Genomic DNA, 23895 nt, shown 5'->3' on the forward strand with positions numbered 1-23895 from the left:
ACGGCATGGATTCTAGGGTCTGCGCGCGTCGCTGCGCTCCTTGCTCCGCCCTAGAATGACGAGGTCCAGGAGCCTTCAGCTCGTCGCCAACGTTTGCGCCGACTATCCAACGGGCGTTGAGAATCTTGCCCGCTGACAAGCCCGCAATCCTTCAAACTCCTGTGTTGAGGAACTAAGCCAGAAGATGCGCCAGCAGCGCGCGCAATTGCGCGGGCTTCAGCGGCTTGCGCATCAGCTCGATGCCGGCGGCCCGCGCGGCCTTGGCGACGGCGTCCGAGCCGTCGGCGGTGACGATCAGCGCCGGCACCGGGCGGGCAAGATAATCGCGCACCTCGGCTATTGTCGCGGTGCCGAGATCGCCGCCGTCGAGATGCTGATCGGCGATGACGATGTCCGGCACCCAGGCGGTGTCGCCGAGCAGGTCGAGCGCATCGTCTGTCGAGGTCGCGGCGCGCACCTGGCATTGCCAGCGCTCGAGCAGCGAAGTCATGGCGCCGAGCACGTCGGCGTCGTTCTCGACCAGCAGAACCTTGGTGCCGAACAGGCCGTAGCCGCGCGGCCGTTCCATATCGGCGCCGCCTGCTGCCAGATCAGCCGCCGCGCCCATGCCGACCGGCACGTCGATGTGAAAAATCGTGCCGCGCCCGACCCTGGATGAGAATGTCACCGGATGGCCGAGCGCGGCCGCCATGCGGCGCACGATGGCGAGGCCGAGGCCGAGGCCGCCGGCAAGCCCGGCATCGGCAAGCGTCGAGATGCCGCGATGGAATTCCTCGAACACCGCCTCGCGCTGCTCGTCGGGGATGCCGCAGCCGGTGTCGGCGACGTCGATGCGGATGGTGTCGCCGCGATGCCTGGTGCCGACCAGCACGCCGCCGGAGCGGGTATAGCGCAACGCGTTGGAGAGGATGTTTTGCAGGATGCGGCGCAGCAGCGTGCGGTCGGAGCGCACGACGACGTTGACTGGCCGGAATTTCAGGCTCAACCCCTTCATCTCAGCCTCCGGCAGGAAATCCGAGCGCAGCGAGGAAAACAGCGCCTCCAGGCTGACGTCGCCGATCTCGGCCTGCACCACGCCGGCGTCGAGCTTGGAGATATCGAGCAAGGTGCGCAGCAGGTCTTCCATCGTCTCCAGCGAGCGCTCGACCTGGCGGACCAGTTTTTTGCCTTCCTCGCTGGTCTGCACCTCGGCCAAGGCCGAGACCGACAGATGCGCCGCGTTCAGCGGTTGCAGCACGTCATGACTGGCGGCGGCAAGGAACCTTGTCTTCGACAGGTTCGCCAGCTCGGCCGTCTCCTTGGCGGCGCTGAGGTCTATGTTTGACCGCTCGAGCCGGCGCAAGGTGGCATTCAGTTCCTCGGTGCGGGTGCGCACCCGGTTTTCCAGCGAGATCGCGGTCTGGAACAACGAGAAGGCATTGCCTTGCTGATCCATCGAGCGCTCGACGCGGCTGACCAGCGCCGCGTTGATCTTCTTCAGCTTTTCCAGGTCGTTGATGTCGCGCAGCGGCATGGCGAAGCCTATTCGGCCGCCTGGCGTTCGCCGAACGCGATGCCGGTGAAAGTCTGGTTGAGATGCATCGAGCGGTACTGCTCGCCATAGGTGCCGAAGCCGATGACGTTGTTGACCCGGTAGAGCTCGGAAATGTCGCGAAAAACCTGGCGGTTGCGGGCATCGAGCCGGCGCAGCACGCAGTCGAAGCCGAGGATCATGTCGATGCCGCCCAACCTGTCGCTGACGTCTTCGAGCGCGGCGCGCGTGGATTCCACCATGTTCTTCGGCTGGGCGATGGAGAGCACGACGCCGTCGTCGATGGCGCAGAAGAACGACAGCGAGCCGTCGGGATGCATGCGCTGGATCGAGCGGCAGTAATATTCGCCGCCCACCTTCACCACCACCGGATGGGAAGCAAAGCTCAGCGGCGTCAACGTCTGCGGCACGATGCCGACGGAGGCCGCATATTCCTCGGCGGCATTGGTGGCGTTGAACTCGCGCACGATGCGATGGTCGGGATCGGAAGCCGTCACCACCAGCTTCTCGTCGGTCGGAGTGAAATTATCGGTCTTGAAGACGTGGAAAGGGATCTCGGTGGCGATCAGCACGATGACGGCGCTGTCGGAAGCGACCTTGCCGTTCGAGATCAGGCATGTCGTTTCGAACTTCAGGTCGTCGCCGGCCGAGCCGCCGATCAGCGGGATGTCGTCCAGCCCCCAGTGGATGGCCGAGGTCACCGCTTCCTCGGCGTAGGACAAGCCATCGATGAAGCAGAGCGCGAACGTGCCCTTTGTCCCTTCATAGCCGGCGCGGCCGCGCAGCAGGCGCCTCAGGCCGGCGACCTCGCCGGTGATCCTGTCCATGCCGGACGAGGACAGGTTTTCGACCATGGTGCTGGCGGTCGAGAACGACGCCGACGGCAGGAGCAGGGCAAGGACATGGCCTTCCTCCAGGCCTTGCGGGGTGATCTCGCCGGCGGTCGAGCAGCCGGCATAGGCAAGCGCAGGCGCATGGGTCTCCAGCGCCTGCGAAAGCGCTGCCGCGTCGACCAGACTCTGGGAGAAGAACAGCAGCGCGAAGCCGGCGTCGATCTTTGCCGCCTCGGCCGCGATTGCCCGGGCAAAGGCGCCGGCGTCGCGCTCGTCAGTGGTAAGCGCCGAGAGGCCGCATGCGTAGCGCGTGCTCGAACTGGCCAGTTGCTTCTCTCCCGCATTTCCTTCGACGCTGTTTTTGTGCGTGTCGGGCACGCGGGCGTCGAAATCATTGTTGTCTTCGCCACTCATTTTGGCAATGGGCTGCCGCAATCGGGCGTGACCGAAAGTACAATATGCGGCGTTTCGAGCGAACTGCATTCTCGCATCGCCGGGAGGTCTCAAGACACGTTTGCGGTGCATTGCGGATGGAGGGATTGCCGCAGCGCTCGGAACATGCCGGCGGCTGGACGAACCGAGGTAATACCCAGGGAGGTTTCATGTCGGAAATAGCGTTGACTGTGAACGGGAAGCGGGTCAGCGGGGCGGCCGAGGACCGAACTCTGCTTGTGCATTTCCTGAGAGAGAACCTTGGCCTCACCGGCACGCATGTCGGCTGCGATACCTCGCAATGCGGCGCCTGCGTCGTGCATGTCGACGGCAGAGCCGTGAAATCCTGCACGATGCTCGCCGTCCAGGCTTCGGGGTCGACCATCGTGACCATAGAGGGGCTGGCAAACGGCGCCGATCTGCACCCGGTGCAGGCGGCGTTCAAGCAGCATCACGGACTGCAATGCGGCTTCTGCACGCCGGGCATGATCATGGCGGCGACCGACATGATCGCGCACCATCCGGAAGGCCTCGACGAGGCCACCGTGCGCGCCGAGCTCGACGGCAACATCTGCCGCTGCACCGGCTACCATAACATCGTCAAGGCGATCCTCGCTGCATCGCAAGCGATGGCGACGGGGGCGAAGGGTAAGGCGAAGCAGGCTGCTTAGGGGACTAAGGGAGTAGGGCAGTAAGGGAGTAGGTGAAGACACACCGATTTCCCTACTGCCTTACTCCCCTACTGCCCTACTCCCCTAATTCCGGAGGAATTCCATGGGTATCGAAGGTGTCGGCGCTCGCGTGGCGCGCAAGGAAGACAAGAGGTTCATCACCGGCGGCGGGCGCTATGTCGACGACATGGTGGTGCCCGGCATGAAGCATGCCGTGTTCGTGCGCAGCCCGCACGCCCATGCCGAGATTAAGAAGATCGACGTCAAGAAGGCGCAAGCGATGCCCGGCGTCATCGGCGTGCTGACCGGCAAGGAGCTCAAGGCCGACGGCATCGGCAACCTGATCTGCGGCTGGATGATCCACTCAAAGGACGGCTCGCCGATGAAGATGGGCGCCTGGTCGCCGCTGGCCGTCGATAAGGTGCGCTATGTCGGCGATGCCGTCGTGATCGTGGTGGCCGACACCAAGGGCCAGGCGCGCGACGCGGCGGAAGCGGTCGATATCACCTACAAGGAACTGAAGGCCGTGGTCGAGGCCACCAAGGCGCTGGAAAAGGGAGCGCCGCAGATCCACGCCGAGGCTGAGAACAATCTGATCTTCGACTGGGAGATTGGTGACGCCAAGGCGACCGATGCGGCGATTGCGGCGGCTGCTCACGTCACACGGATGAAGATCGTCAACAACCGGCTGGTGCCGAACGCCATAGAGCCCAGGGCAGCACTTGGCCATTACGACAAGGCCGAGGACCACTATACCTGCTGGACAACGTCGCAGAACCCGCATCTGGCGCGGCTGGTGATGAGCGCCTTCTACAATGTCGCGCCGGAAAACAAGCTCCGTGTCATCGCGCCAGACGTCGGCGGCGGCTTCGGCTCGAAGATCTACATCTATCCGGAAGAGATCGTCTGCCTGTGGGCGTCGAAGAAGACCGGCGTGCCGGTCAAATGGGTGGCCGACCGCACCGAAAGCTTCCTGTCCGACGCGCATGGCCGCGACCACGTCTCGATGGTGGAAATGGCCTTCGACAAGGACAACCGGATCACCGGCCTAAGGGTCGACACGATCGCCAATCTCGGCGCCTATATGTCGCTGTTCTCGTCCTGCGTGCCGACCTATCTCTACGCGACGCTTCTGTCGGGGCAGTACGACATTCCGGCGATCCACGCCAATGTGCGCACCGTCTACACCAACACCGCACCCGTCGATGCCTATCGCGGGGCGGGGCGGCCGGAAGCCACCTACCTGCTTGAGCGCACCATGGAGACGGCCGCGCGCGAGCTTGATGTGTCGCCGGCCGTGCTCAGGCGCAAGAACTTCATCACCTCGTTTCCGCACCAGACCCCGGTGATATTGGCCTATGACGCCGGCGATTATGCCGCCTCGCTCGATGCGGCGATGAAGGCCGCCGATTATGCCGGCTTCCCCGGCCGCAAGGCGGACGCCGCCAGGAGAGGCAAGCTGCGCGGCATCGGCATGAGCAACTATATCGAAGCCTGCGGCCTTGCCCCGTCGTCGGCGGTCGGCTCGCTCGGCGCCGGCGTCGGCCTTTGGGAATCGGCCGAGGTGCGCGTCAACGCCGCCGGCACGATCGAGGTGCTGACCGGCTCGCACAGCCATGGCCAGGGCCATGAGACGACCTTCGCGCAATTGGTCAACCAGCGCTTCGGCGTGCCGATCGAGTCCGTCTCGATCGTCCATGGCGATACCGACAAGGTGCAGATGGGCATGGGCACCTACGGCTCGCGCTCGGGCGCCGTCGGCATGTCGGCGGTCGCCAAGGCGCTCGACAAGGTCGAGGCCAAGGCGAAGAAGATCGCTGCCCATCTGCTGGAAGCCGACGAGGGCGACATCGTCATCGAGAACGGCGAGGTCAAGGTCGCCGGCACCGACAAGAGCCTGCCCTGGTTCCAGGTGGCGCTTGCCGCCTACACCGCCCACAATCTGCCGGCAGGCATGGAGCCGGGATTGAAGGAGACGGCTTTCTACGATCCGTCCAACTTCACCTTCCCGGCCGGCTGCTACATCTGCGAGGTCGAGATCGATCCGGAAACCGGCGTGACCGAGATCGTCCAGTTCGTCGCGGCGGATGATTTCGGCAACATCATCAATCCGATGATCGTCGAGGGCCAGGTGCATGGCGGTATTGCGCAAGGCATCGGCCAGGCGCTGCTGGAAGGCGTGCATTACGACGCCAGCGGACAACTGCTGACGGCAAGCTATATGGATTATACGATGCCCCGCGCGGCCGACCTGCCGTCGTTCAGCGTCTCGACCTCGAACACGCCTTGCCCCGGCAATCCGCTCGGCATCAAGGGCTGCGGCGAGGCCGGCGCCATCGGCTCGCCGCCGGCGGTGATCAACGCCGTCACCGATGCACTCGGCGTCGCCGACATCGCCATGCCGGCGACGCCGTCGAGGGTATGGAAGGCGATAAGGGCGAAGAAATGAGTGAGTAGTCAGTAGTGAGTAGGGAATACGGACGCGCTTCATCATGGCGGCCGCTTTTCACTACTGACTACTTCCTACTTCCTACTCACTACTGCCTAACCACTTTAGGGGAGGATCCCATGTACGCAGTCAACTACCACCGCGCCACCTCGGTCGCCGACGCAGCCAAGCTGTTGAAGAATGGCGACGCGAAGCTGCTTTCCGGCGGCATGACGCTGATCCCGGCGATGAAGACTCGGCTCGCGGCTCCCTCCGACCTGGTCGACGTGTCGCGCCTGAAGGACCTTCAGGGCATCGAGGTGTCCGGCAAGACAATCACCATCGGCGCGGCCACGACGCACTACGATGTCTCCAGCAGCGAGAAGCTGAAAAAGGCCTGTCCGGCGCTTGTCCATATGGCATCGCTAATCGGCGATCCGGCCGTGCGTTACAAGGGCACGATCGGCGGCTCGATCGCCAACAACGATCCGGCGGCCGACTATCCGGCAGCACTGCTGGCGCTTGATGCCACCATCGTCACCAACAAGCGCGAGATCGCCGCAGACAAATTCTTCAAGGGGCTGTTCGAGACGGCGCTGAAGGACGGCGAGATCATCACCGCGGTGACTTTCACCGCGCCGGCCAAGGCAGCCTACCAGAAATTCCGCAACCCGGCCTCGCGCTACGCCATCGTCGGCGTGTTCGTCGCCAAGGGCAAGGATGGGGTGCGGGTCGCGGTCACCGGCGCCGGCGAAGACGGCGTCTTCCGAGCGAAGGACATCGAGGCGGCGCTGGCGAAGAATTTCGACGCCTCCGCGCTCCACGGCGTGAAGGTGCCGGCAAAGGGCATGATGAGCGACATCCATGCCTCGGCCGACTACCGCGCCAGCCTGATCGCGGTGATGGCGAAGCGCGCGGTGGCCGCGGCCAACGCCTGAACGCTCCCGGTCAAGCGAGAAAAAGGGGCCGTCGCGGCCCCTTTTTCTTTTGCAGCCACAACAGCTTGCCGGGGAATACCGGCCAGACCGCAGCTTCGCACTTGCACAAACTTATCCCGCACTGCAAAATAAATGGGGCGGAGTTACGAGGCGGGTCCGGAGCGCGGCCATCCGCGCTGCATTCGGATCTCGAGTTGCGAAGGAACGGCATGACCGACATCTCCGCAGCGTCTGTTGCCCTGCCGCGGGCCGCAGTCGACCGGGCGGCAAGAGAGAGGCTGGCCTATCTCGACGGCTGGCGCGGCCTGTCGATCGCACTGGTGCTGATCGGCCATTTCTTCCCCGTCCCCGGGATCAATCTCGGCGTGCTTGGCGTCGAGTTCTTCTTCGTGCTCAGCGGCCGGCTGATGGGCGAGATCCTGTTCATCGAACGCTTTCCGCTGAAGAAGTTCTTCAAGCGCCGCTTCTCGCGCATCTATCCGGCGCTGCTTTTGTTCGTGATTGCCGCCATGATCGGACTTGCCGGCACATATATCGCCTTCAAATGGAAGGCGGCGCTGGCGGCGCTGACTTTTACCTACAATTATGCCGGCATTCTGATCACCCGCGCCGGCGCGCTCGACCATATCTGGTCGCTCTGCGTCGAGGAGCACGCCTATATCACCCTGGCGCTGATCAGCGTGGCAGTGTCGGGGCGGGCGAATGTCGTGAGGCTTCTGGTGATCCTGTCGCTGCTGGCGATGGCCAACGGTGCCGTTTCGTACTGGGTTCTCGGCATGCATTACGAGACCAGCTACTGGCGCACCGACGTGCATATCGCCTCGATCCTGCTGTCGGCCTCGATCTGCCTGCTCAAGGCTGGCGGGCGCCTGCCGGCTTTCCTGCAGAGCCCGCATGTGGCGCTTGTGGCAGGCGCCGGCTCGGTTTTGCTGTTCCTCAATCCGGTGCCGACGCCGGTGCATTACCTGCTGGGCGTGCCGCTGCTGGCGCTCGCCGTCAACGCGCTCGACTTCGCCGGCAACTATCTTACCGGACTGTTGTCATCGCGGCCGATGGTGATGCTCGGCCTGTGGTCCTATTCGCTCTATCTCTGGCAGCAGCCTTTTTACAAATTCGTCGACGAGCGGGGCAGCGCGGCGATCCCGATGCTGGCCGCGGTCTTCGCCTGCGCGCTCTGCAGCTACTACATCGTTGAAAAGCCCGCCCGCGGCTGGCTCAACCGCAATTGGTGAGGTCCTTGTTTCGACGCAATTCCAGATGGAAACCGTTTCACCCTTTTTCCTGGAATTGCTCTAAGCCGCCCTGCCGTTGCGTTGCGTCGCCAGATAGCGGCGCAGCCCGGCTTCGCCGCGCGGCGTGGTCCAGCGGTGATTCCAGGCAAAGGCTGGCCGCAGCAGGGGAGCCAGCAATTTGAGGATCGGTCTCTCCACCGTCACTTGCCAGATGAGCGCCACGTGCGTGCCGGTTGCGGACGGCGACAGTTCCGCGCGCCAGAGGCCGTCGAAATCGCCGAAGGTCTTCACCACCACCAGCCGGCCGGGGTCGAGCTCGGCCGCCTCGATGATAAAATTCAGCTCGTAGGGCAGGGCGCCGCGCGCCCGCGCCCTGGCGCGCGAACCGACGACGCCCTTGCCCTTCCTGTCGAGCGGCACGACCTGCTTGTAGACGTCGCCCCACCAGAGCGGCAGCAATTCGGCGTCGGACAGCACGTCCCACACTTCTTGCGGCATGGCGTCGGGAATGTCCCAGCTCTCGTCGAAGCGGAACACGTTGCTCGGCATGATGTTCGCCCCTGCCAGAGGAGCGGGTACATTAGCCCCGGCTTGTTTTCGTGGCCAGTGGTGTTCGTTCAGCCGGCGGTCGGCCTGGCAAAGTAACGTACCGATTTCTTGCCGCCGTGGATCACCGCGTCGCCGACCTCGGTGAAGCCCAGCGCGGCATGAAAGGCATCCGAGACCGGGTTGGGCGGATCGGCATTCACCTCGCAGGTCACGATGGTCTGGCCGGCACGTCGGACATGATCGAACAGATCCTCATAGAGCCGGCGGGCATGGCCGCGGCCGCGTGCCTCAGCCGCGACCACGACCCGGTCGACATAGACGAATTGCGGATAGCGATCGCGAAACCAGAGAAAGTTCGGGCTGTCGTAATCCGCATCCTGGTCGAAGGTCATGATGAAGGCTTCGAGCGCGCCGATGCGCCGCGCGTAGAAGGCTTCGCCGAGCAGGAAGGACAGCCGCTCGGGTTCGAGCCACGACAATTCGGCGGCATGCTCGTTGTTGAGGACGAGGATGGCGGCTTCGTCGGCAGGCGCGACCTTTTCGATCAGCAGCAATTCCTTCGACATTGTCGTTGCCGGCATCACGCCCTCGCGGCCGCGATCGTTGCCGCCACCAGCGCTTCGTCCGTGACCGTGTTGCGGTATTCGCGATCGAGATCGGTGCCGCCCATGCCGACATTCGGGTTGCGGTAGCGCATGGCGCTCGGCACGTCGGCGAGCGCTGCAAAATGCATTTCCTTGAGACCGGTTCGCCTGCGCACTTCGCCGATGGTGTCGGGCGCCAGGCCGCCGCAGCCGAGAATGATGATGCGCTCGCCGGCCTGGCGGACGAGCCGCGACAGGAGATCCACGCCTTCGAGCGCGGTGTCGCGCTGGCCGCTGGTCAGCACGCGGCCGACCTTGCAGCGGATCAGCGCTTCCAGCGCCTCGGCCGCGTCGCGGGTCATGTCGAAGGCGCGGTGACAGGTGACGTTGAGCGGACCAGCCGCCTGCACCAGTTCGCTCATGCGCACCTCGTCGATGGCGCCATCGGCGGTCAGGCAGCCGACGACGACGCCGGCGACGCCGAGATCGCGAAGGGCGCCGACATCAGCGAGCATCGAGCGGTATTCGGCCTCGCTGTAGAGAAAGTCGCCGCCCCGCGGGCGCACGATGACATGGAACGGAATGGTGGCGCTGTCGAGCGCGGCGCGCACCGTGCCGAGGCTCGGCGTGATGCCGCCTTCGATCAGGCTGGCGCAGAGCTCGACCCGATCGGCGCCGGCGGCCTGGGCGGCCAGCAGCCCGTCTATGCCTTCGACGCAGATTTCGATCAGGGGCAGTCGGGCGTCGGTCACCAGCGTCCATCCATGCTTCAACAGATGGCCAGCCCTAGCATTGCGGCGATCGCCGCGAAAGCCGCAACGATCGGTCCAGCATGAAGCCTTCCCCTCAAAGCCCAGCCTCAAGGGCCGTCTGGTTATTGCCGCAGGATGGTATTCCTTGCGCCCTGTTCGACCTGGTCGATCACCAGCAGCCTGACCGGATCGGCGCCGATGTTGGCGGCCTGATGCCATTGCCCGATCATTTCGACGATGAAATCGCCAGTCTTGTAGGTATTGCTGGCGCCGGTCTCGATATTGGTAACCTTGAGCGTGCCTGCCTCGACATAGGCATAGCGCGGGAACGGATGCTTATGCACCGGCAAGGTGGCGCCCGGCGCGATCTGATAGATCGAAACCTGAACCTCGACATTCTTTTGCGGCAGCGTGATCGGCTGGCCCGATGCCGTCGTCGTCTTCGACGCCAGCGGCGTCACCACGACGGGCGCGCCGCTGCTGTCCAACGCAAGCGCGGCGGTCGCCGAAAGCGCGGCCATGAGCAGCGCCGATACCAGCATGTTTCGCATGATGTCCTCCAGAAGCCGGCAGCATCGCCCGGCGATCTCCCATGCGCAAGTCGGCGAGGGGATCATCGGCGATGGCCATCGGGCGGCGCATCGACCCGCCGGAAGGCTGAAATTATCGCGTCGGTGACTGTCTTAGTTCCTTCATTGGGCTGACCTACAAAGCGTCATCAGACAGCGGAGTATGCCATGGATACCTCAGATCTCGACCAGCTCCAGACCGCCTACAAGGCAGCGGTGGAGGAATGGATAGCGGCGATCAGACGGGAAGAGGAACTCGCCTCCGTCAACCATTCACTGGCCGAGATCGACAAATGGGAGGCGGCGCACTTCCATGAGGATGAGGTGCGCGGCAAGGTTCTGGACCTGAAGAAAAAATACGAAGACGCGCTGCGCAAGGAACAGTTCGGCTTCTGAACCTGCTTCCAAGCGGGCCGGCGTTTGCGCATTAAAGGGAACGAGAGGGTGGGTTAGCCAGTTAACTCGATATGCCTACCAAGGTCAAAGAACCGCAGCCGAAGTCCGACCAGAGGAAGCGACCTCTCCGTCGTCCCGATCAGGAAGCATCGCCAGAGCCCGATCATGTCGATAAGCCGCCGCGCGACGCGCGGGAGGCGCCGGCACCAAATCCCAACGGCGACAAGAAATCCTGAGCGTTCCGCAGGCCAAAAAATGGGCCGGCAGCCTCGAAGGCCGAACCCATCCTACCCTGGCGGAATGGGCAGTCGCGCTCGCTCAAGAACGCGGCGTCGTGCGAACGCGCGTTTTCGCCGGCATAGGCATTTCCCGCTGCCACAGGTGGTGCCGGACATCGCCGGCACCGCGTCCTTGATGCGCCGGATTCATCCTCTAGTTATTCCGTGGGCGCGTAGTCGCGAGTGCCTGGGGGCACCGGCGGTTTCGACGTTCTGACCGTATACGCGGAAGGACGGCTGGGCCGAGGCACCTTTGGAGATTGCCGTGCGTCAATCGCTTGGATTCAGCTTGGCTTATTTTGCATTCGCTTGCTCGATCGCGGTAGCTTGCGCAGGAACTGCAGTCGCCGGCCAGCACGGCGGAGGACATGACGCTGGCGGCCAGCACGGCGGGGGACACGACGCTGGCGGCCATCAGGGTGATGACGGAGATCATGATGCTGGCAGCCGTCACGGCGAAAGTGGCAACCACGGCCAGCACAAAGGATCTTCCAGCGATCCCGTCGGCGACAGCGGCAGTCCGCCGTCGAACGATCCACCGTCGGACGATCCGCCGTCGAACGATCCACCGTCGAACGATCCCGGGATCAGCACCACTCCAACGGCCGCAATACCGTCAACTCCAGCCGCCACAGCTGCCATCGTCGATCCGTCCGCGGACGGCGGACATTCGCTCGACCTCCCGCCCGCCCTGCAGCCTCCCGAAGACAGCACCATTCCACCGGCGGTCAATCCAGTCGAAGCGCTGCCGGGTGTCCCGGATAAAGTCGTTCGCGCCTGCCATGAGGCAATCGAGCAGGCCGCTGCCAAGTTTGGCGCAGCCAGCGTGCGCGTCAGCAGCGCAGGTTCCATACGTCGATTGAGCCAACGCAGGATCTCGGCCCCCATTCAGGTCAGCATCGACTATGTCCATCAGGGGCGCGTGGAGACGCGTCAGGCGCCGGTCGGCTGCGAATTGAACGCGAAAGGCAGCGTGATCGGTCTGACATAGCGCAAAGCGCGGAACTCCTTGCCGACGAAATTCATCTCGCCCTCCCGGTTTTTCCAGGAAGAGGCCGCGCCATCGTGACCTTTCCCTGCGTCCGGTGTGTTGCGAGGGTGCGAGGCCAATGACTAGAGCGTTTCACCGTTTCACGGAAACGGCGAACCGCTCTACCTCTTTGTTCTACGCAACTCCGAACGGAAGGCTACGGCGAAGTCGCCGAACCTAACCGTGTCACACTTCTCCTGGAATTACTCTAGAGCCTTCACCGCCGTCGCGGTCGTTTGAACTCAATCGAGCGTCGGTTGCCTTGGCCGGAGGGGAAAGGGAAGCGTGATAGAACGCACGCGGATCGCCCGCGACGAGTTGCGAACCTTGCTGCGCATAGTCGTCTTCTGGCTGACGGCCTTCACCTGACCTGTGCCGGCCGATGCGCGGCCGGAACTCGGCTTCAGTGGCGGCTCAATCTGCGCGCTGCGGCGCTCAGCCCTGAGCTTGTCATTGTCCGCGCGCGCGGCGGCCAGGACGCGGGCTAGAGAAACAGTGGCTTCGCGTTGCCTGTCCAGAGCTTCGTTCAGCCTGGTGACCTGTCCCAAAAGCGCTCGGGACGTGCCGCGCTCGAGGCGGGCTTTATCGAGGTCGTCATGGGTCGAGGCCGCTGAAGCGCGCGCCTGTGCCAGAGCATGCGCCGTCTCGGTCGCAGTCTGCTCGGCACGCTCTTTCGCTGAGACAGCCCTGGCGCGTTCCTGTTCAGCCGCGTCGCGCTCGGCACGGGCTTTATCGAGGTCGTCATGGGTCGAGACCTCTGAAGCGCGCGCCTGTGCCAGAGCCTGCGCCGTCTCGGCCGCAGTCTGCTCGGCACGCTCTCTCGCCGAGACAGCCCTGGCTCGTTCCTGTTCAGCCGCGTCACGCTCAAGGCGGGCTTTATCGAGGCCCTCATGGGTCGATACTGCTGAAGCGCGTTCTCGTGCGAGGGCCTGCGCGGTCTCGGCTGCGGTCTGCTCAACCCGTGCTGCACCGGTCCGTTCCCGCTCAGCCGTGTCCGCGATCGCGGCCTTGGACTGTTCCATCGCGGCGAGGTCAGCACGAAGGGCCTTCGACTTCCGGCGCTCGTCGTCAAGCATTCCGCTTGCTTGCGCCAGCGAAGCCCTGGCTTTGGCGCGGTCCTCGGCGGCCGTGGCCTCAAGCTGTGAAATTTGCGCCCGCGCTTGGGATAGATCGCGCGCCATCAGTTCGGTTCGCTGACGCTCCCGATGAGCGGCGGGCATCTGTGTAAAGGCATAGTTGATGCTCTCGGCCAGCAGCGTGCGAGCGTCCCCCGCAATGCGCCGCAATGCGTCGAGTGTGCGGGCCGCCGCGAGTTCGTTGCGCAAACGCTCCCCGTATGCGCTGTCGGCGGCTGCCATGCTTGTCCTCAGCGCGTCGACCTGCTTGCGCGATTCGAAGAGCGCACTCTGCAGAGAGGCGCTTCTGGCGCGCTCTTCTTCCACAGCTCGGCGCTCCTGGTCGGCCAATTCCCTCGCAGCGGATGCCTGAGCACGAGCTGCTTCGACTTGTGCCTTGGGAGTTGCGAGATCCGGGCCAAGCAATCCGACATTCGTACGTCCATCTCCCTGGGCTGGTCCACGCATATCCAATGCAGCACTCGCCGGAGCCTCAAAGCTTCGCGAAAGATCTGGATGGTCCTGGGCCTGCGAAACGGCGGGGGCGCTTTCGACCCAATTTTGTCTCGTCATCGCATAGCCAAGCGGCACGGCCAGGCAGATTGCGGCGACGCCCAGGCGTGACACAAGACGGATGGCCCCGCGACCGCGAGGAGGTGAGGCCGTGGCAATGTTTGCCGGGGAAGCGAAAGCATCGAGCTGGTCGCCTGGCGAACTCTCCGAAGCTTCGGAGAGTATGTCGAAATGCTCGATTCGCACCCCGAACTGACGGTAGTTGGCATCCTGAGGCCGGGCATCCGCGTCCGAGGGCACGGCAGCCTGAGAAGAAGCAGGCCCGGTTGCCAGGTCGACCGGGCGTTCCCAAACCCAAGGGACCTCCTCGACGGGAACAGGCCTGCATTCTTTCAGATAGGCATTTGGTTTCAGGCGACGCCGTTGCACCGCGATAAGGGCATGCCGGACCATAAGAAAGACGCCAGCCAGTGCAAGTATCACCATCCCGCCCAGGATGGCTAGATCCGTGTCATTTGTGTAAATTCCGGCAAGATGATTTGGCATCGCCGTGCCCGTCTGGTCTTGGGGTGCAATTTTTAAGCTCGTGAAGCGGTGTTCGGGTCCTCGCCCTGGCTAAAGCCTCTGCCTGCTCTCGAAGCTGTCGCCGCTTCGAGGCCCCAGTGCTGTGCGAATGTGTTGTTGCATTGCGGAGCGCCGGTCGTGCGTTGATAAAAAGATGCCGGCGCAGATGATTTTTGCTCGAAACGAAACTTGCAGATGCCGTCGCCGCCGGTTGCCGGCCGGCGCCAGCGCAACACTCCGAAAAGCCGACACGCACCTCTCCATTGTCAATGTCCCAAGGTTCTCCCACGATGCGTGCAATCCGCCATTTCGGAGCCTGGGCGGTCCCACCGTGGGCTTTAAGCTAGGTCACAGACTTCGACGGTCAACAATCTCGGCAGTATTTCGGCCATGCAGAACGGGCCATTGTGGTGCCCGCTCTTCGTAGCGGGTCTGAGTCTCCGTTCAGGAGTTCGTCGTCGAAGATTGTGCAGCAGGCTGAGCAGGAGCCGATCGAATCGTGATTCGAGGTTCAAACTCGCAATCGCTTGTCGCGCCTGGAGGAAAGCGCGGGTGCTCACAGTGGAGCACGACGTTCGCAGTTTTGTGAGCGACCCGAGACATAGGTGACGATTTGTACCGGACACATGGGTAACACTTTTGGCTTTTGGCCGGAGGTGTTGATGCCGTGGAGAGAGTGTTCGGTGATGGAGGAACGTCTACGTTTTGTCGCCCGCCTTCTGGATGGCGAAGGCATGAGCGAAGTGTGTCGGGAGTTCGGGATTTCCCGCAAGACCGGCTACAAGATCTTCGGCCGCTATAGGGAGGAAGGGCTCGAAGCCCTATGCGACCGCTCGCGCCGGCCGGTCCGCTAGCCAACCAGCTGCCCGACCCGGTCGAGCGGCTGGTCGTCGAGGCCAAGCGCGACAAGCCGCATTGGGGCGCCCGCAAGATCAGAGAGCTCCTGGTGCGCAAGCTGGCCGGGGACGTGCGTATTCCCGCCAAGAGCACGGTGCACGCGGTGCTCGACCGTCACGGCCTTGTGAGCCAGGCCCGCAAGAGGAACCGGGGGCGAACAAGGCCGAGGGCACGCCGCTCTCGCAGGCTGTCCAGCCCAATGACCTGTGGTGCGCCGACTTCAAGGGCGAGTTCAAACTCGGCGACGGCCGCTACTGTTACCCCCTGACGGTCACCGATCAGGCCTCACGCTACCTGCTTCTCGCCGAAGCGCTTGAAGCGACAAAGGAAGCTCCGGTCATCGAGGCCTTCGTCCGGCTCTTCAAGGAACGCGGCCTGCCGCATGCCATCCGCTCCGACAACGGCGTCCCCTTCGCTTCCCCCAACGGCCTCTACAACCTCTCGAGGCTCTCCGTCTGGTGGCTGCGGCTGGGGATCGCGATCGAGCGCATCAGGCCCGGTCATCCGCAGCAGAACGGCCGCCACGAGCGCATGCACCGCACCTTGAAGCAGGAGACCACGCGGCCGCCGGGCATGAATGCCCTCCAGCAGCAGGCCAGGTTCGACGCTTTCATCAGCGAATTCAATGAGGAACGGCCCCACGAAGCCATCGCCATGAAGGTGCCGGCCGAACTCTATAGCCCCTCGTCACGGCCCTATGATGGCCTGCCGGAGCTGACCTACCCCTTCCATGACAAGGACACCATGGTCACCGCCTGCGGCCGCATCTGCATGATGAGGAAGAAGATCAACGTCTCGACCGTGCTCGCCGGTCAGAGGCTCGGAATCAAGGAAGTCGACGACGGCATTTGGCTCGTCAGCTTCATGCATTATGATCTGGGATATGTCGACCTGGAGCAGAGGACCTTGCAGACGATCGACAATCCGTTCGGCACGAGATTGTCACCCATGTCTTAGGTACGAACTGTTACCTATGTCTCCGGGCCGTACATTGACGAAAATGGCTCCCCGGGCCGGATTCGAACCAGCGACCAACCGGTTAACAGCCGGTTGCTCTACCACTGAGCTACCGGGGAACAGCGCTCTTATGTAAGTGGCGCAGCCTATAGCAAACCCGTTTCGGCTTTGCAAAGAAGCATTTCGCAATTTTTTTCCAGTTTTCGTGCGGCCATTTGTGCCATCGTTGTAGCGTGCCCACATATGAACGGCTTCACAGTTGTGCGGAACAAAGCGGTGGCTGCCGCTTTTGGCGTGGGAAGACAGACGGATCGGGGCCTCGACATGACGGCAGCAGACGACAATGACGCGCCGGCGCGGAAAATCAGCGTTTTCGGCCGCGAATTCACCATGCCGCGCTCGCGCGGCTTGAGGATCGCGATCGGCGTGGTGCTCACCATTGGCGGCATTCTCGGTTTCCTGCCGATCCTCGGTTTCTGGATGATTCCGCTGGGGCTGCTGGTGCTGTCCTATGAATTCGCGCTGGTGCGCCGCCACCGGCGGCGCTTCGTCGTCTGGTGGGAGCGCCGGCGCCGCCCGGACTGACAGGCATGTTTCGGAATGGTCCGGCAAGTCGCCGTCATCGCTCTGGAAACTGGCCGAAACCGATCGGCAACCACTGTTGCCGGTGCGGCAATCGAAAGCGCCGCGAATGAAGCGCCAGCGCTTGACGACCTTTCACCGCCAACATAATGAGTTCGCTCGGAACGCCGGGAGCATTACGAGGCCTCGTGGCGGAGTGGTTACGCAGAGGACTGCAAATCCTTGCACCCCGGTTCGATTCCGGGCGAGGCCTCCAAATGCCCGGGCTCCGGCGCGACCGCGCAGGAGTGGAGTTCCAGTCGAATGAAACCGCGAATTTAAACGCGGGGAGAGCGGGTGGTTGGGACATGAACGCTGATTTCTCCGAACGCCGCCTGAAGATGGTCGATGGCCAAGTTCGCACCACCGATGTCACCAGCGCACCGCTGATCGAAGCCATGCTCGTCACCCCGCGCGAGGCGTTTGTCGGCCCCGAGCAGCGCGACCTCGCCTATATCGACGAGGACATCCGCATTTCGGACGGCGCCAATGGCGGCGGCGCCCGCTATCTGATGGAGCCGTCGCCGCTTGCCAAGCTCTTGCAGCTGGCCGAAATCGGCGACAGCGATTCGGTGCTCGATGTCGGCTGCGGCACAGGTTATTCGGCGGCGCTGCTGTCGCGGCTTGCACGCGCCGTGGTTGCGCTGGAAAGTGATCCGGCGCTGGCGGAAGCCGCGAAATCGACGCTTTCGAGCCTGGGCTGCCACAACGTGACGGTGGTGACCGGACCGTTGCCGCAAGGTCATGCCGCTACCGCGCCTTACGATGTCATCGTCATCGGCGGCAGCGTCGAGGAGGTGCCGGCGGCATTGCTCGACCAGCTCGCGGAGGAAGGACGCCTGGTTGCAGTGGAGGGGCAGGGCAACTCCGGCGTGGCCCGTCTGTTTTTCAAAGCAGGGGGGGTTGTAACCGGAAGACGGGCATTTAATGCGGCAATTAAGCCACTACCGGGGTTCGAACGCATCCATGCGTTCGAATTCTAAGTAATTTTGCCTTGCAGCGAAGGCGTTGTCATGATCGTTTTCGCCCGAACAATCGTTGCTGATTGCTAAACCGGGGATTTTCGGGGGCTTTCAGCGGGGGAACGATAAACAACGCGGCGCTGGCTGATCCACAAGGGTGGGCTGACGTGGCGTGGTTCCCATGCAAAGCGAATGAGGGAAATAACGTGCCGCCTGTACGAAAAAGCATTTTAGCTGCCATCCTCGTTTCCGGCACGGCGCTTTCGCCGCTGGCCGCCTCGGCCGAGACCATCACCGGCGCGCTTGCCAAGGCCTACCAATACAATTCCCAGCTGAACTCGGCGCGGGCTGGTACGCGCGTCACCGATGAGGGCGTCGCCATCGCCAAGTCGGGCTGGCGTCCGACCATTACCGGATCCGCGAGCATCGATTACACCAGCAGCCATGCTAACCGCCTGGGCCGGAGCTTGGCCATCACCACCGGTAATTTTGGCGTGCAGATCAATCAGACGCTGTTCGATGGGTTTCAGACCAGCAACAACGTCGCCGCCGCCGAATCGCGGGTCAAGGCTTCGGTCGAGAGCTTGCGCAACACCGAAGAGAACATCCTGTTCAACGCGGCAAGCGCCTACATGGATGTGATTCGCGACCGCCAGGTGGCGGTGCTGACCGAACAGAACCTGCAATTCCTGACCGAGCAGGCGCGCGCCGCAAGGTCGCGCTTCGAGGTCGGCGAAGGCACCCGTACCGACGTCGCGCAGGCCGACGCTTCACGCGCCACCGCCGTGGCGCAGCTCGCCAGCGCTCGCGCGACGGCGCTGGCCAGTGCCGCAACCTATCACCAGATCGTCGGCGACGAGCCCGGCAAGCTCAAGGCAGCAGCGCCGCTGGCCAGGCTGTTGCCGTCGAGCATCGACAGCGCTTTCACCATTGCCGCCGCCGAACATCCCGCGATACTGGCAACCGAGCATCTCGTCGATGCGGCGGCGTTTTCGGTGAAATCGAACGAAGGCGCGCTGTTGCCGCAGCTTTCGGCTTCAGCGGGTGTCTCCAGTGCCTATCGCAACACCTCGCCCGGCACCTTCTCGAGCGCGACCGACGGCACCACCAACTCAGCCAATATCGGCGCAACGCTGACGGTGCCGATCTATTCGGGCGGCCGCACTTCCGCCCTGGTGCGTCAATCCAAGGAATCGCTGAGCGAGGCCCGGATCGAGGTCGATGTCAACCGCGACCAGGTGCGCCAGGCGGTGGCCGCGGCATGGACGCAATATACCGCCGCCCGCGAAAGCGTGGACGCCAACAGGCAGGTGATCGAAGCCGCCCAGCTGGCGCTCAACGGCGTCATCGAGGAGCGCAATGTCGGCCAGCGCACGACGCTCGATGTCTTGAACGCGCAGAACGCCGTCATTACCGCCAAGATCAACCAGGCGAGTTCCGAGCACGACGTCGTGGTGGCGAGCTATGCGATCCTGTCGGCGATGGGCCGCCTGTCGGTCGAACGCCTCGGCCTGCCGGTCACGAAGTACAAGCCGGAAGAGCATTACAACGCCGTCAAGGACAAGTGGATCGGGCTGCGCACGCCGGACGGCCGCTGATTTTTCGGCATCGTTTTCAGGAGTGCCGCGTGTCCGAGGGATGCGCGGCGTTTTTGCGTGACCGAGCCGAATCATCCGGTTGCTGGGTGGCGCCGACCTAATCTGTTGAAATCCCCTAATCTGTTGAAATCCAAAGTCTCCCCAGATTGGGGATTCTCGGATGGCGATCGGTCGGTTACGCTGTCGCCATGATTCGATCCGGTCGAGGCTGGAACGGAAATCTGTAACGGGTCACAAGGGCGGCGGATGTGACGATGGCGACGGCAAGCAGCGCACAGCGCGAACCTTCCATGGAAGAGATACTGGCTTCGATCCGCAGGATTATCGAAGACAGCGACACCGGCCGCAAGCAGCCGGTCGATGCCGGTGAGCCGCGCCAGGATCTCCAGCCGGCGCCGGCGGTGGAGCCGGTCGCCGAGGTCGATGCCTTCCGCTCCGAATTGCATGCCGAAACCACCCCGAAAAAGCCGGTAAGCCTGGCTGAGGTCCAGGCCCAGCTCGCGGCGGCCGATCCGGCGGTCCGGCGCGTCGAGACCCGTCCGGAACCGGTGAAGATCACACCGGCGCCGAGGACCTTGGCGGAAGTCGGGGCCAGGATCGCCGCCGAACCCGCCGCGCCGGCGGTTGCGGGCCAGCCTGTCGCGGCAAGCGCGCCGCAGACCGCGGACAGCATCGTCGCCGATTGGCGACGCGAAATCGCCGCCGCCGGCGGCAACACGGTCACCGCCAAAACGGCTCAGCGTGTGCAGGAAGCCGCGCCCAAGGTCGGAATAGAGGAAGTCGAAATCGACGAGGAGGAGGCGGATGCACCGGTGGTGGAATCCATTGCCGCGCCTTCCAGCGTCTCCCGCGCGCCGTCGCCGGACGCGCCGCCGCCGGCTCGGCCGGCGATCCTTTCCGAGCATGCCGGACGGCAGGTCGCGGCGGCGTTCGGCGAGCTCTCCGACGCCTTTGCCAGCCGCAGCAAGAAAACCTTCGACGAGATGGCCGAGGAGATGTTGCGGCCGATGCTGCAGGACTGGCTCGATAACAATCTGCCGACCCTGGTCGAGCGGCTGGTGCGCGAGGAGATCGAGCGCGTGGCGCGCGGCGCGCAGTAAATTTTCCGGCCGTTCAGGATGAGACGCCGCCCCTCGGGCGGCGTTTTTGTCTGGAAAGGATTCGAAAACCGCTTGGGTGGCATCGCCGAGGGCGTGGGATTGCCGGCCGCCGTGGCGGACCTATCTTGTAAGAGCAGGCCGCTCCCCGCTCGCGGTTGACTCGGCCAAGACCTTCCGATTTACACCGGACGCATCAATTCCCGACAGTTCGGACTTCCTCCATGCTTGAAAAAACATACGACGCCAAGACCGTCGAGCCCAAGATCGCCAAAGTCTGGGAAGAGGCTGACGCCTTTCGCGCCGGCGCCGGCGCGGAGGAAGGGGCCGAAGCCTTTACCGTCGTCATCCCGCCGCCCAACGTCACCGGCTCGCTGCACATGGGCCATGCGCTCAACAACACGCTGCAGGACATATTGGTGCGCTTCGAGCGCATGCGCGGCAAGAATGTGCTTTGGCAGCCCGGCATGGACCATGCCGGCATCGCCACGCAGATGGTGGTCGAGCGCCAGCTGATGGAGAGGCAGATCCATCGCCGCGACCTGACGCGCGAGGAGTTCATCGAGAAAATCTGGGAGTGGAAGGCCGAATCCGGCGGCGCCATCCTCAACCAGCTGAAGCGGCTCGGCGCCTCGGCCGACTGGAGCCGGGAACGCTTCACCATGGACGAGGGCCTGTCCAAGGCAGTGCTGGAAGTCTTCGTCACGCTCTACAAGCAAGGCCTGATCTACAAGGACAAGCGCCTTGTGAACTGGGACCCGAAGCTGCTCACCGCCATTTCGGACCTTGAGGTGGAGCAGCACGAGATCAACGGCAGTCTCTGGCATTTTCGGTACCCGATCGAATGCGTGACGTTCGATCCGGAAAATCCGAAGACTTTCATCACGGTTGCGACGACGCGTCCGGAAACCATGCTCGGCGACACGGCGGTGGCCGTGCACCCCGACGACGAGCGGTTCCGCGACCTGGTCGGGAAAAACATCGTCCTGCCGATCGTCGGCCGCCGGATTCCGGTGGTCGCGGATGAATATTCGGATCCGGAAAAAGGGTCCGGCGCGGTCAAGATCACGCCGGCGCACGACTTCAACGATTTCGAGGTCGGCAAGCGCCACAAGCTGCCGGCGGTCAACATCCTGACCGTAGAGGCGGCCATCAAGCTGAAGGACAATGAGGATTTTCTCGCCGGCCTCGAGGTCACGCCCGAGCGCCAAACTGTCTGGGACGAGCTCGACGGGCTCGACCGCTTCGCCGCGCGCAAGAAGATCGTCGAGCTGATGGAAGAAGGCGGCTTCCTCGACAAGGTCGAACCGCATCACCACGCGGTGCCGCATGGCGACCGCGGCGGCGTGCCGATCGAGCCGTTCCTGACCGACCAGTGGTACGTCAACGCAGCCGAGCTCGCCAAGCCGGCGATCGCCTCGGTGCGCGCGGGCGCCACCCGCTTCGTGCCGAAGAACTGGGAAAAGACCTATTTCGATTGGATGGAGAACATCCAGCCCTGGTGCATTTCGCGCCAGCTGTGGTGGGGTCACCAGATCCCGGCCTGGTACGGGCCGGACGGACGCGTCTTCGTCGAGAAGACCGAGGAAGAGGCGCTTGCCGCGGCAATCGAATACTATCTGGCGCTGGAGGGGCCGTGGAAGGCCTGGGTCGAGGACAGACTGGAGAATTTCGAGCCGGGCGAGATCCTGACGCGTGACGAGGATGTGCTCGACACCTGGTTCTCCTCGGCGCTGTGGCCGTTCTCGACGCTTGGCTGGCCCGACCAGACGCCGGAGCTGAAGACCTATTATCCGACCGACGTTCTGGTCACCGGCTTCGACATCATCTTCTTCTGGGTCGCCCGCATGATGATGATGGGCCTTCACTTCATGGACGAGGAGCCGTTCCACACCGTCTATGTGCATGCGCTGGTGCGCGACAAGAACGGGCAGAAGATGTCGAAATCGAAGGGCAACGTCATCGACCCGCTCGAGCTCATCGACGAATATGGCGCCGACGCCTTGCGCTTCACGTTGACCGTCATGGCGGCGCAGGGCCGCGACGTGAAGCTCGATCCGGCGCGCATCGCCGGCTACCGCAATTTCGGCACCAAGCTCTGGAACGCGACGCGCTTCGCCGAGATGAATGAGGTCGCGCGCAACGACGACTTCTGGCTGAACGATGCCAAGCTCGCGGTCAACCGGTGGATCCTGACCGAGCTGACACGCGCGGCGCGCGCCATCACCGAAGGCATAACCGCCTATCGCTTCAACGAGGCGGCGGGCGCCGCCTACCGTTTCGTCTGGAACCTGTTCTGCGACTGGTATCTGGAGCTTCTGAAGCCGGTGTTCATGGGCGCCGACGAAGCGGCCAAGGCCGAGAGCCGGGCCTGCGTCGCCTTCGTGCTGGACGAGATCTACAAGCTGCTGCATCCGATGATGCCCTTCATGACCGAGGAGCTGTGGGCGCAGACGGCTGGCGAGGGCAGGGAACGCGAGTCGCTGCTCTGCCATGCCGCATGGCCGTCGCCGGATTTCGAGGACGACGATGCCGCCGCCGACATCAACTGGCTGGTCGAGCTTGTCTCCGGCATCCGCTCGGTGCGCTCGGAGATGAATGTGCCGCCGGCGGCCATCGCGCCGCTGATGGTGATCGGCGCCAATACGCTCACGCATGAGCGGCTGGAGCGCCATGCCTCAGCCATCAAGCGGCTGGCGCGGGTCGGCGACATCGCGCTGGTCGACGCGCCGCCGAAGGGATCGGCCCAGATCGTGCTCAACGAGGCGACGGTGAGCCTGCCGCTCGGCAGCCTGATCGACCTTCAGGCGGAGGCCGCACGGTTGCAGAAGGAACTGGCCAAGGTGACCGAGGAGATCGCCCGCCTGCACAAGAAGCTGTCCAACGAAAAGTTCGTCGCCAACGCGCCCGAGGAGGTGGTCGAGGCCGAGCGCGAAAAGCTGGCGGAATATCGCGCGGCGCAGGAGAAGCTTTCGGTGGCTTTGACCAGGGTCCGCGACGCCGGCTGAGCCGCCGGATTCGACCTTCGCCGGAGGCTTCTTCCGGTACGTCGGCTGCCTCGGAAAGAGGCATGCCGTTGCGTTAATTTTGACGTAAACGGAAAGTTTGCGCCCCATTGTTGCCATAATGTAACAATGGGACCCATCAGCCCCCAAAACGGGCCGTTTTTGTGCATTTTTAGCCGATTTTTGTCACTTTTTGCGGCTGATAAATGCTGACGGGCACGACTTAGGCGCCAACTACCATGGCGAAAATGCGTGCTGTCAAGATGTACATGTACAGCTCTTGAAAACGTTGTTGCGCCGTTAACCCGAATTGGTTCTAGCTTGATCCACTCGTATTTCGGGG

General features: G+C 63.5%; 18 protein-coding genes, 2 tRNA genes and 1 pseudogene. 13 read left to right on the plus strand and 8 right to left on the minus strand.

All coding sequences use genetic code 11. The annotated features are described in order from the left end of the window. Nucleotides 1-172: 172 nt before the first annotated feature. Complete coding sequence (locus FJ974_RS14430; RefSeq protein ID WP_140537351.1) at nt 173-1513, minus strand: hybrid sensor histidine kinase/response regulator; 1341 nt, start codon at nt 1511-1513, stop codon at nt 173-175. A gap of 8 nt (nt 1514-1521) precedes the next feature. Further along, a complete protein-coding gene (locus FJ974_RS14435; RefSeq protein ID WP_226891259.1) occupies nt 1522-2778 on the minus strand; it encodes an FIST signal transduction protein in 1257 nt (418 codons plus the stop codon). Nucleotides 2779-2966: 188 nt separating this feature from the next. Here FJ974_RS14435 and FJ974_RS14440 point away from each other — a divergent pair, with 188 nt between their 5' ends. From FJ974_RS14440 to FJ974_RS14455, 4 genes are all read left to right on the plus strand, one after another. Continuing rightward, nucleotides 2967-3467, plus strand: a complete 501-nt coding sequence (locus FJ974_RS14440; protein WP_140537349.1) for a (2Fe-2S)-binding protein — start codon at nt 2967-2969, stop codon at nt 3465-3467. Nucleotides 3468-3570: 103 nt separating this feature from the next. After that, on the plus strand, nt 3571-5916 hold the full coding sequence (locus FJ974_RS14445; protein ID WP_140537348.1) for a xanthine dehydrogenase family protein molybdopterin-binding subunit: 2346 nt from the start codon (nt 3571-3573) through the stop codon (nt 5914-5916). A gap of 119 nt (nt 5917-6035) precedes the next feature. Then, nucleotides 6036-6833 carry an FAD binding domain-containing protein gene (locus tag FJ974_RS14450; protein ID WP_140537346.1) on the plus strand — a complete coding sequence of 266 codons (798 nt, stop codon included), beginning with the start codon at nt 6036-6038 and terminating at the stop codon, nt 6831-6833. Between the two features lie 209 nt (nt 6834-7042). Further along, the gene (locus tag FJ974_RS14455) at nt 7043-8065 is read left to right on the plus strand and encodes an acyltransferase family protein (RefSeq protein WP_140537344.1); all 1023 of its coding nucleotides are present in this window, start codon (nt 7043-7045) and stop codon (nt 8063-8065) included. Between the two features lie 60 nt (nt 8066-8125). Here FJ974_RS14455 and FJ974_RS14460 read toward each other — a convergent pair whose 3' ends face one another. From FJ974_RS14460 to FJ974_RS14475, 4 genes are all read right to left on the minus strand, one after another. Next, on the minus strand, nt 8126-8614 hold the full coding sequence (locus tag FJ974_RS14460) for an SRPBCC family protein (RefSeq protein ID WP_140537343.1): 489 nt from the start codon (nt 8612-8614) through the stop codon (nt 8126-8128). 68 nt (nt 8615-8682) lie between these two features. Then, nucleotides 8683-9195, minus strand: coding sequence for a GNAT family N-acetyltransferase (locus tag FJ974_RS14465; RefSeq protein ID WP_226891260.1), 513 nt, complete (start codon nt 9193-9195; stop codon nt 8683-8685). Then, nucleotides 9195-9953 carry a copper homeostasis protein CutC gene (locus tag FJ974_RS14470; RefSeq protein WP_140537452.1) on the minus strand — a complete coding sequence of 253 codons (759 nt, stop codon included), beginning with the start codon at nt 9951-9953 and terminating at the stop codon, nt 9195-9197. Before FJ974_RS14470 ends, FJ974_RS14465 begins: the two co-directional genes overlap by 1 nt. Nucleotides 9954-10072: 119 nt before the next feature. After that, complete coding sequence (locus FJ974_RS14475) at nt 10073-10501, minus strand: cupin domain-containing protein (protein ID WP_140537341.1); 429 nt, start codon at nt 10499-10501, stop codon at nt 10073-10075. A 186-nt stretch (nt 10502-10687) separates the two neighbouring features. On the opposite strand from FJ974_RS14475, the gene FJ974_RS14480 reads away from it, so the two are divergent. Continuing rightward, complete coding sequence (locus FJ974_RS14480; protein WP_140537340.1) at nt 10688-10915, plus strand: hypothetical protein; 228 nt, start codon at nt 10688-10690, stop codon at nt 10913-10915. A gap of 543 nt (nt 10916-11458) precedes the next feature. After that, nucleotides 11459-12184, plus strand: coding sequence for a hypothetical protein (locus tag FJ974_RS14485; RefSeq protein ID WP_181177250.1), 726 nt, complete (start codon nt 11459-11461; stop codon nt 12182-12184). Nucleotides 12185-12465: 281 nt separating this feature from the next. Here the strand turns inward: FJ974_RS14485 and FJ974_RS14490 are convergent, their stop codons facing one another. Next, nucleotides 12466-14397: a hypothetical protein gene (locus FJ974_RS14490; protein ID WP_226891262.1), complete on the minus strand. Its 1932-nt coding sequence runs from the start codon at nt 14395-14397 to the stop codon at nt 12466-12468. Between the two features lie 680 nt (nt 14398-15077). Between FJ974_RS14490 and FJ974_RS14495 the strand changes: the two are divergent. Then, nucleotides 15078-16269 (plus strand): annotated as a pseudogene (locus tag FJ974_RS14495) (IS481 family transposase). A 44-nt stretch (nt 16270-16313) separates the two neighbouring features. Here FJ974_RS14495 and FJ974_RS14500 read toward each other — a convergent pair. Continuing rightward, nucleotides 16314-16388 (minus strand) — tRNA-Asn (locus tag FJ974_RS14500). Between the two features lie 205 nt (nt 16389-16593). Here FJ974_RS14500 and FJ974_RS14505 point away from each other — a divergent pair. The 6 genes from FJ974_RS14505 (at nt 16594) to FJ974_RS14530 (ending at nt 23555) form a co-directional block, all read left to right on the plus strand. Then, nucleotides 16594-16854, plus strand: coding sequence for a hypothetical protein (locus FJ974_RS14505; protein WP_140534431.1), 261 nt, complete (start codon nt 16594-16596; stop codon nt 16852-16854). Nucleotides 16855-17033: 179 nt separating this feature from the next. Further along, nucleotides 17034-17107: transfer RNA gene (locus FJ974_RS14510), tRNA-Cys, on the plus strand. A 91-nt stretch (nt 17108-17198) separates the two neighbouring features. Further along, entirely contained in the window at nt 17199-17873 is a 675-nt protein-coding gene (locus FJ974_RS14515) for a protein-L-isoaspartate O-methyltransferase family protein (protein WP_140534451.1), read from the plus strand. A gap of 185 nt (nt 17874-18058) precedes the next feature. Next, entirely contained in the window at nt 18059-19450 is a 1392-nt protein-coding gene (locus tag FJ974_RS14520) for a TolC family outer membrane protein (RefSeq protein ID WP_140534429.1), read from the plus strand. Nucleotides 19451-19704: 254 nt separating this feature from the next. Beyond that, entirely contained in the window at nt 19705-20550 is an 846-nt protein-coding gene (locus FJ974_RS14525) for a PopZ family protein (protein WP_140534428.1), read from the plus strand. Between the two features lie 221 nt (nt 20551-20771). Beyond that, nucleotides 20772-23555, plus strand: coding sequence for a valine--tRNA ligase (locus FJ974_RS14530; RefSeq protein WP_140534426.1), 2784 nt, complete (start codon nt 20772-20774; stop codon nt 23553-23555). The last annotated feature ends 340 nt before the right edge of the window (nt 23556-23895 follow it).

The organism is Mesorhizobium sp. B1-1-8, from assembly GCF_006442795.2.
Taxonomy (GTDB): domain Bacteria; phylum Pseudomonadota; class Alphaproteobacteria; order Rhizobiales; family Rhizobiaceae; genus Mesorhizobium.